The organism is Coprococcus sp. RTP21204st1_G4_RTP21204_210225 (assembly GCF_040915385.1).
GTDB lineage: Bacteria > Bacillota > Clostridia > Lachnospirales > Lachnospiraceae > Allocoprococcus > Allocoprococcus comes.
Genome location: NZ_JBCPDP010000002.1, coordinates 338,551 through 345,926, shown reverse-complemented (window position 1 = coordinate 345,926; position 7,376 = coordinate 338,551). Strand labels below are relative to the sequence as shown.

Sequence of the window (7,376 nt, the reverse complement as noted above, 5' to 3'; positions counted from 1 at the left end):
CTTACTCTTTCTGAACATGAAAATACCCCCATATAGGACTTTTATATTTCATTGTCCTATATGAGGGTAGCATATCATTTTCTGCCTATACCGCCCCAAACTGCAGATACCACACTGCCATCTTATCTCCCAGAAAAATTGCAGTTGCAAGTCCAAACGCAAGAAATGGTCCAAACGCAAACTGATCTGTTTTATTCAGCCTCTTTCGTACCAGCATCAGTGTCACATAAGCACCTCCTGTTATAATCCCAATACACATTGCACATATCATTGACGCGCCACCAATAAGCAATCCGCTTACCGACATCAGCTTGATATCTCCGCCTCCGAAAGCCCCTGGAATTGCAAGTGCCAGCACCAGCATCGGCACTGATATGATTCCCATACCGGTCAGTCTTGTAGCAATTCCCATCTCCGGATAAAGCATAAAGTCCAAAACCGCAAGTATCAAGATCATAATATGAAATCGATCATAAATCATCTGTATATGCCAGTCAACCAAGGCAATCACAAACAGTATTCCCAAATATATAAAAAAAACTGCGCCTCTTAGAGAAATCACACCCATTTTCCCGCAACCATATACAATCGCACAACCGGTCATGGATACTCCACCTGTTAATTCCACTAAGAAATATCTTGCAATCCTCTTGCTCTTTGCACATATTGCGCTTTTCCCGTATGTTAATTTATCAATGACAATATGTAAGAAGCTGAAGATGCCAGCTCCGAAAAAGAACCTTATTATCCATAATATGATTTCTAAAACCACAAACATCCTCTCATAATTAAATGATTTGTTATAAATTATATCAGTTCTTTCGCAAAAAAGATACTGTTTTTAATGCTTTATTTAATTTTTCTGTCACAAAATTGATCATGACAATATTTTGAAACCTGCCGGAGACCTTTTAATAACAGGAAATGCAATTTCCTGTTATAGAAAAAACGGAAACAAAAAATGGATCAATCTCTTTTGTGAGAATTTGATCCATTTTTACCGCATCTAAATCAGTTGTCCCAGCACCGGAAGCCTTTTCAGATAAATTCTTCCGGAAAATGCAATATGCGGCAGTTCATAAAACATACAATGCTTCGGACAGATTGGCTGATACAATGGATCCGCTACAATGATTTCTGCATCTTTCAATGCTTCTTCCATCTCTTCTTCCCCACAGATCCATCTGTCCTGTCTGCAAAGCAGACCTTCTGTTTTTTCCAGCGGGCAGAGAACTTCCACCGGACAGCCATATTTCTGTTCGATCCCTGCTGCCAGAGATTCCATGGTCACCGGTTCTCCGATCAGAGTCACTTTCTTTTGTCTGCCTGCCGCTTCAGGCTTCTTTATTTCTTCTCCCGATGCCGGATTTCTGTTTCCCTTCTGCTCCATGATTTCTTCAATTTCACCCTGCATCCGATCCTTTCGATATGGTATCTGCTCTTTTTCTTCCAGTGCTTTCGCAATCCGCTCTGTATAAGAACCAATCGGCGTTCCAACCACATACGGGGTTCCGAACTTTTCTTCCAGTACTTTCGCCGCACGAAGCCCGACCGAAGATACCACCAGATTCACCTCTGCTTCTCCTGCCTGCAAAAATGCATCCAGTTCATCTCCCATTGCCCAGATAGACAGCACCTTCCATCCACAGGCTTTCAGGTTCTCTTTCAGCACCTCTACATGAGATACCGGTCCAAAGTCCAGTGGTGTCACACCAAGCAGATTGACGGTGCGTGCCTGAATCCGTCCTGTCTTTTCCCCGGTAAATCTTTTCGCGATCTCCTCTAATGCAATTCCTGCCCCATACACATAATCATGCATTCCGTTCGTAGGTACTGCAAATGCAGGAATCCCGGTTTCTTCTTCCAGTACCTGTGCCAGTGCCGGAAAATCGGTTCCATTCATATACGGAATTGGGGATCCTGCAAGGGCAATAAATTTCGGATGCAGCTCCCTTGCTGCCTCTTTGATATCATCCAGAAATTTTTCATCATTTCCCATGATCGCATCAATTTCTGTCAGACCGGAAATATAGATCAGACTGTCCTGATCGTACCAGCGGATCTCATCGTGAGTGTTGTAGGTCGAATTGCATCCGGACGGGTCGTGCATAACTGTCATGCCGCCAAGCTCATAAAGTGCAGAACACACACCGGATACATCCGATGTATAAATTGGTATGATTCGATAAGATTGTCTCATATACAGCTTTCACACCCCCATCCTTTTCGCACAACCAGATCTTCCGTGTCTTTTTCTTCGGTAAATGCTTCGGCCATAAGCTCTGCCGTCCTGCGGATCCCGTCAAATCCGTAAAGGCCGCCGCCCTGTACCATATTGACAAAATACGGACTTCCTGTAAACCATGCCGCCTTCTGTCCGATCGCCAGTATTTTTTCATCCGATGTTCTCGGAAGCACACGCATTTTCACCTGGATCGTTGCAATCAACTGCAGATCCGGTGCATGCTCCTTCAGCCACTCAAATTCTGCTTTTTCTTCCGGACTGATGGAATCCAGATAGATCCGTATTACCCGGAAGCCATGAGTAAGCAGAAGCTTTGCAAGTCCCAGTGGACGTGGATGGTACAGATAATCAATGGCAACCGCAGTGTCTCCGATCACCTCATGCGCCTTTTCCAGTGCCTTTTCACAGGCATCAATTTCCCCTTCTACTGAAATCGTTTCCTCCAGCTTTCCATAGCCCATTGTCTGGCAAAAATTTTCCAGCTGTGCTGTGATCTCTTCATAATCAAAGCTGCCCGGCAGATACAGGTATGGTCGTTTCAGACGCTCTGAAAGCGCTTCCGCACCATACTTAGATGGTGGATAAGAAGATATAAAAAGTTTCCCTTCGGAAAGTGCCAGATAGTCTTCCCAGCTTTTACATCCCGGCAGTTCCCGGAAGATTCCCTGATGTGCCCGGACGATTCGTTTCAGATCTGCATTTTTTTCCAGTACGAAATCACTGCCGAGAAAACTCACAGCTTTTTCATCTGCTTTTCGCTTTGGAAGTGGCTCATAAATCGCTTTTCTCAGCTTCTGATCCGGTGTCGGTCCATGCTTCTGCATGATCGGATCCATATAACAGCGGATAAATGTAATCTTTGGGAACCTCTCTTCCAGTTCCTGATACACCCGTTCCAGATCGCATCCCAGAAAATGATGCAGACAGACGGTAAATAAAAGAACTGCTTTCGGTTTTTCTTCCAACTTATTCAGCACATCCGTCACGCCTTCGATGGTGATGTCCTCCAGATTTCCATTTAACAGATTCTCTTCTTTTACGATCACAAAGGAAAACCGGTCAGCCGCATTCATTTCCGCCGCTGTCAGCACCACACCTCGCATGCAGTTATCTGCACAGACATAGATCTGTCTTGCCTCCGGCATCAGCATTCCGGTATGTACGATGTTCCAGTTGCCGTGAACCGGCGAGTTAAATTCAAGCCCCGGTGCAAATGGAACCGGAAATGTGGCATCCTTGATGGCTACTGCCGCGCCTTTTTCATCCACCGGATGTCCTACCCGTTTTAACATGGTCTCTCCTCTCCGCACACTGCAAGGATCTGATCTGCCAGCTTCCGGTATTCCTCTGCCATCTGAGAATCCGGTGCGTATTCCAGCAGAACCTTACCGGCTTCTTCTGCTTCCATCACAAGTTCGCTCCGGTCAAGCTGTCCAATGATCTGCGTGTGAAAATCCCCTGCAAGCTCCCGCACCTTTTCTTCCTCTCTCGGAACCTCTCTTTTATTTAAAATAATACCGCCAAGGGAAGCATATCCCCGGTTCCTGAAATTCTCTACTGCCATTGCAATATTGGCCCCGGCATGGATCGCCATATTTTCACCGGATGTGATGATGAATACCTGATCCGCATAGCCTTTTCGCATTGGCATGGAAAAGCCACCGCAGACTACATCACCAAGTACATCATATAACACGATATCCGGCTGGTAGGTCTCATAAGCACCGGTTTCTTCCAGCTTCTCAAGGGCGGTGATAATCCCGCGTCCTGCACATCCAAGTCCCGGTGTCGGTCCACCTGCTTCTACACAGACCACACCTGCATAGCCAACCGTAACCATATCTTCCAGTTTTAGATTCTGTTTCTTCTGTTGGAACATTTCCAGTACGGTTGGAATCTCCTTTCCGTGTCGGAGCTGGATGGTCGAATCCGCCTTCGGATCACAGCCGATCTGCATGACCTTGTATCCTTTTTCGGCAAGTGCCACCGCAAGATTGGATACAGTTGTGGATTTTCCGATCCCGCCTTTTCCGTACACTGCTATCTTTTTCATTCCGCTTTTTCCTCCGCTTTCGTAATGACGTTCGAGTACGCCGTTTTTGTGGATACCCCATTCAGACGCCCGATCTTCCCTGACAAAGCACTGATCATATCTTGCGGTGCATCAATGGCGATGCTGATGATATTAATTCCCTTCTCCCGGTACGGAATTCCCATTCTTCCAATGATATACTCTCCTGCTTCATGCAGGTAATGGTTCAGTTCCTCAATCGCGGCAGGATTCTCCACAATAATTGAAATGACTGCTACTCTGGTGTCCATGAAAAGTCTCCTTTCTTTTTGAAATGTCACCGATTCCGCATTTCAGATTGTTTAGCAGATACGTGGCAGCAATTCTCCGCCCGGCTGTGGAAGAAGTGCCTGCGTTCCGATTTCTGTAGTCATGACTACTTTCCCCGGCTGCTCTGCAGTTACTTCTCCGATAATTGCCGCATTCTGTGAATACGGACATTTGTGCAGTACTTCTACAATCTTTTCTGCCTCTGCTTTTGGTGCCATAATGACCATTCTTCCTTCACATGCAAGGTAAAGTGGCTCCAGTCCAAGCATTCCGCAGACTCCCTTCACTTCCGGTGCAACCGGAACTTTTTCAGCATTCAGACGGATTCCAACATTACTTTGTCCCGCAATCTCATAAAGTACTGTTCCAACTCCACCTCTTGTCGCATCACGGATGACATGCAGATCATGTGTTGCATTTATCACTTCTTCTACAGTATGCCATAGTGGTGCACAGTCACTGGTCACATCCGCTTCGATTCCGAAGTCTTCTCTTGCAAGAAGGATCGTACAACCATGGCGTCCCACATCTCCGGTCACAATGATCGCGTCTCCCGGCTGTGCCAGTTCTCCTCCGACTTTTACGCCGTCCTCGATCTGTCCCATTCCGGTTGTTGTGATAAATACACCGTCTACCTGTCCCTTTCCTGCTACCTTGGTATCTCCGGATACAATACGGACACCGGCTTCTTTTGCCGTTTTCTCCATTGCTGCTGCAATCTCTTCCAGTTTTTCCATCGGAAATCCTTCTTCAATTACAAATGCACAAGTCAGATAAAGTGGTTTTGCTCCCATACATGCAAGGTCATTAACTGTTCCGCAGATGGAAAGCTTTCCGATATTTCCTCCTGGGAAGAATGCCGGAGATACAATAAATCCATCCGTAGATACTGCCATCTTTCCGACTGGTGGTGTAAGAACTGCCGCATCATCCGCAGTCAGGTCCGGATTGGCAAAATGTGCTGCAAATACTTTATCGATCAACTCTGAAGTCTGCTTTCCGCCGGCTCCGTGTGCCATAGTTACTGTCTGGTTGTCCATTTTATTTTCCATTTTTAACTTCCTTCTCTCCTAATCGTTTCCGTATATATGATACCGGATTGTTCCGGTGTTCCGTTCCTTCGTTTCCCTGATACCGGATTGTTCTGATCTTTATCCCCTGGTATCATACATATAGTAAGCCGAGCATGCGCCTTCGCCGGATACCATGCAGGCTCCTACCGGGTGCTGCGGTGTACATACCTTGCCAAACACCTTGCAGTCGGACGGTTTGCATTTTCCCTGCAGTACATCTCCGCAGCGGCATGCCGGATTTGCTTTTCCTTCGATCTTTGGCATATTGTATTTCTTTCTGGCATCGTATGCTTCCCATTCTTCTCTCAGCTGCATACCGGATCCCGGAATGATTCCAAGACCTCTCCACTCGCTGTCGCATCCTTCCATCAGTTCATTCACCAGCCTCTGTGCCTCACGGCTTCCTTCTCTGGTGACAACTCTCGGATAGCAGTTTACGAAGAACGGCTTTCCTTCCTGGAAGCGTACCAGTGCGACTGCAAGTGCTGTGAGCAGTTCTTTTGCCGTAAATCCTGCTACCACACCGCTGACTCCTTCTTTTACCAGTTCCTCACAAAGTTCAGTCCCCGTGATTGCATTGACGTGTCCCGGATATAAAAATACATCCGCACTGCCTTTGAGTGCCTCGTAGGCTCCCGGCATCGTCTTATTGGCAACCAGAAGAGAATAATTGGAAATTCCATCTTCCTTTGCCTGTTTAACCGAAAGGCATCCTGCAGGTGTCGTTGTCTCAAACCCAACGGATAAAAATGTCACCTGTTCTTCCGGATGATCTTTCGCATATTTTTCCGCATCTGCCGGTGAATAAACGATATGGATCTTTGCTCCTTTTTCTCTTGCTCCGGCAAGGCTCATCTGACTTCCCGGTACGCGGACCAGATCACCAAATGTACAGATCGTCACCTGCTTCTCCAACGCCAGATAAATTGCTTCATCAATGAAGCTGACCGGTGTTACGCAGACCGGGCATCCCGGTCCTGAGATCAGTTCTACCTGCTTTGGTAAAAGTTTTCGGATCCCCAGACGGAAAATTTCATGGGTATGGGTTCCGCATACTTCCATGATCCGCACTGCCGGTCCGTCATAATTTTCTATGATCTCTCTGGCTGTTCGTTTCTTTTGTTCTTCCATTACAGCAGTTCCTCCATAAGCTGATCGGTCTCGCTTTCATCTTCATCGGTGATCTTTGCGATCGCAACTCCGGCGTGGACCATGACGTAATCACCTGGTTCCAGATTCTCCAGGAGCTTGGATGAAACCTCTCTTTTTGCACCGTCTGCGTCAACGACGGCGGTTCCGTTACTGATTTTTACAACTTTTGCTGATAATCCAACACACATGTGGGTAATTCCTCCTTTTTTGGGGAAGGGACGCAGGGAGAGAAAACAATTGGGACCGGCTGCGGTTTCGGAGTCCGGTGTTCTCTAGGAAGGCTTCGTGTTGCTAAGAGCATTTACAGAAATCCATAACTCGCTTCGCTCAAACAGATGGATTTCTGTAAATAACGCAACACTGCAGTTTCCAAGAGAACGCTCGGGCTCCTGCAAATGCAGCCGGTCCCAATTGTTTTCTCTCCCTGCTGGCGCTTCCTAAAATTTAACGTGTTGACAAAGGGGGAATTGACAAGGCAGTGCCTTGTTGTCAATTCCTGATTTGTTTGTTCCTGGTGGTCCTTTTCCTCTTTTATTGTAATTTGTAATAGTTTTTAGATTAACTC

At 46.6% G+C, this 7,376-nt stretch carries 8 protein-coding genes; all 8 read right to left on the bottom strand.

Annotated elements, in window-relative coordinates; genetic code table 11:
• Window positions 1-85: 85 nt before the first annotated feature.
• The 8 genes from AB5213_RS03365 to AB5213_RS03330 all read right to left on the bottom strand — a co-directional run bounded on the left by AB5213_RS03365 (window position 86) and on the right by AB5213_RS03330 (window position 6,999).
• Window positions 86-568, bottom strand: coding sequence for an A24 family peptidase (locus tag AB5213_RS03365; RefSeq protein ID WP_264472223.1), 483 nt, complete (start codon window positions 566-568; stop codon window positions 86-88).
• 438 nt (window positions 569-1,006) lie between these two features.
• The gene (locus tag AB5213_RS03360; protein ID WP_215685936.1) at window positions 1,007-2,200 is read right to left on the bottom strand and encodes a nitrogenase component 1; all 1,194 of its coding nucleotides are present in this window, start codon (window positions 2,198-2,200) and stop codon (window positions 1,007-1,009) included.
• Window positions 2,197-3,537, bottom strand: coding sequence for a nitrogenase component 1 (locus tag AB5213_RS03355; protein WP_175305717.1), 1,341 nt, complete (start codon window positions 3,535-3,537; stop codon window positions 2,197-2,199). The genes AB5213_RS03360 and AB5213_RS03355 overlap by 4 nt, the downstream gene beginning before the upstream one ends.
• Window positions 3,531-4,298, bottom strand: coding sequence for a P-loop NTPase (locus AB5213_RS03350; protein WP_008372336.1), 768 nt, complete (start codon window positions 4,296-4,298; stop codon window positions 3,531-3,533). The genes AB5213_RS03355 and AB5213_RS03350 overlap by 7 nt, the downstream gene beginning before the upstream one ends.
• Window positions 4,295-4,567 (bottom strand): TM1266 family iron-only hydrogenase system putative regulator, encoded by a 273-nt coding sequence (locus AB5213_RS03345; RefSeq protein ID WP_008372338.1) that lies wholly within the window; start codon window positions 4,565-4,567, stop codon window positions 4,295-4,297. Before AB5213_RS03345 ends, AB5213_RS03350 begins: the two co-directional genes overlap by 4 nt.
• Window positions 4,568-4,618: 51 nt before the next feature.
• Complete coding sequence (gene hypE / locus AB5213_RS03340) at window positions 4,619-5,638, bottom strand: hydrogenase expression/formation protein HypE (RefSeq protein ID WP_008372341.1); 1,020 nt, start codon at window positions 5,636-5,638, stop codon at window positions 4,619-4,621.
• Window positions 5,639-5,737: 99 nt separating this feature from the next.
• A complete protein-coding gene (gene hypD, locus AB5213_RS03335; protein WP_022220583.1) occupies window positions 5,738-6,790 on the bottom strand; it encodes a hydrogenase formation protein HypD in 1,053 nt (350 codons plus the stop codon).
• Window positions 6,790-6,999: a HypC/HybG/HupF family hydrogenase formation chaperone gene (locus AB5213_RS03330; RefSeq protein WP_368276325.1), complete on the bottom strand. Its 210-nt coding sequence runs from the start codon at window positions 6,997-6,999 to the stop codon at window positions 6,790-6,792. The genes hypD and AB5213_RS03330 overlap by 1 nt, the downstream gene beginning before the upstream one ends.
• Window positions 7,000-7,376: the final 377 nt, after the last annotated feature.

What these genes read in the sequence shown, in the direction of transcription:
- AB5213_RS03365 (WP_264472223.1), bottom strand. Translation starts at nt 568, where the DNA reads ATGGGTGTGATTTCTCTAAGAGGCGCAGTTTTTTTTATATATTTGGGA.
- AB5213_RS03360 (WP_215685936.1), bottom strand. Translation starts at nt 2,200, where the DNA reads ATGAGACAATCTTATCGAATCATACCAATTTATACATCGGATGTATCC.
- AB5213_RS03355 (WP_175305717.1), bottom strand. Translation starts at nt 3,537, where the DNA reads ATGTTAAAACGGGTAGGACATCCGGTGGATGAAAAAGGCGCGGCAGTA.
- AB5213_RS03350 (WP_008372336.1), bottom strand. Translation starts at nt 4,298, where the DNA reads ATGAAAAAGATAGCAGTGTACGGAAAAGGCGGGATCGGAAAATCCACA.
- AB5213_RS03345 (WP_008372338.1), bottom strand. Translation starts at nt 4,567, where the DNA reads ATGGACACCAGAGTAGCAGTCATTTCAATTATTGTGGAGAATCCTGCC.
- hypE (WP_008372341.1), bottom strand. Translation starts at nt 5,638, where the DNA reads ATGGAAAATAAAATGGACAACCAGACAGTAACTATGGCACACGGAGCC.
- hypD (WP_022220583.1), bottom strand. Translation starts at nt 6,790, where the DNA reads ATGGAAGAACAAAAGAAACGAACAGCCAGAGAGATCATAGAAAATTAT.
- AB5213_RS03330 (WP_368276325.1), bottom strand. Translation starts at nt 6,999, where the DNA reads ATGTGTGTTGGATTATCAGCAAAAGTTGTAAAAATCAGTAACGGAACC.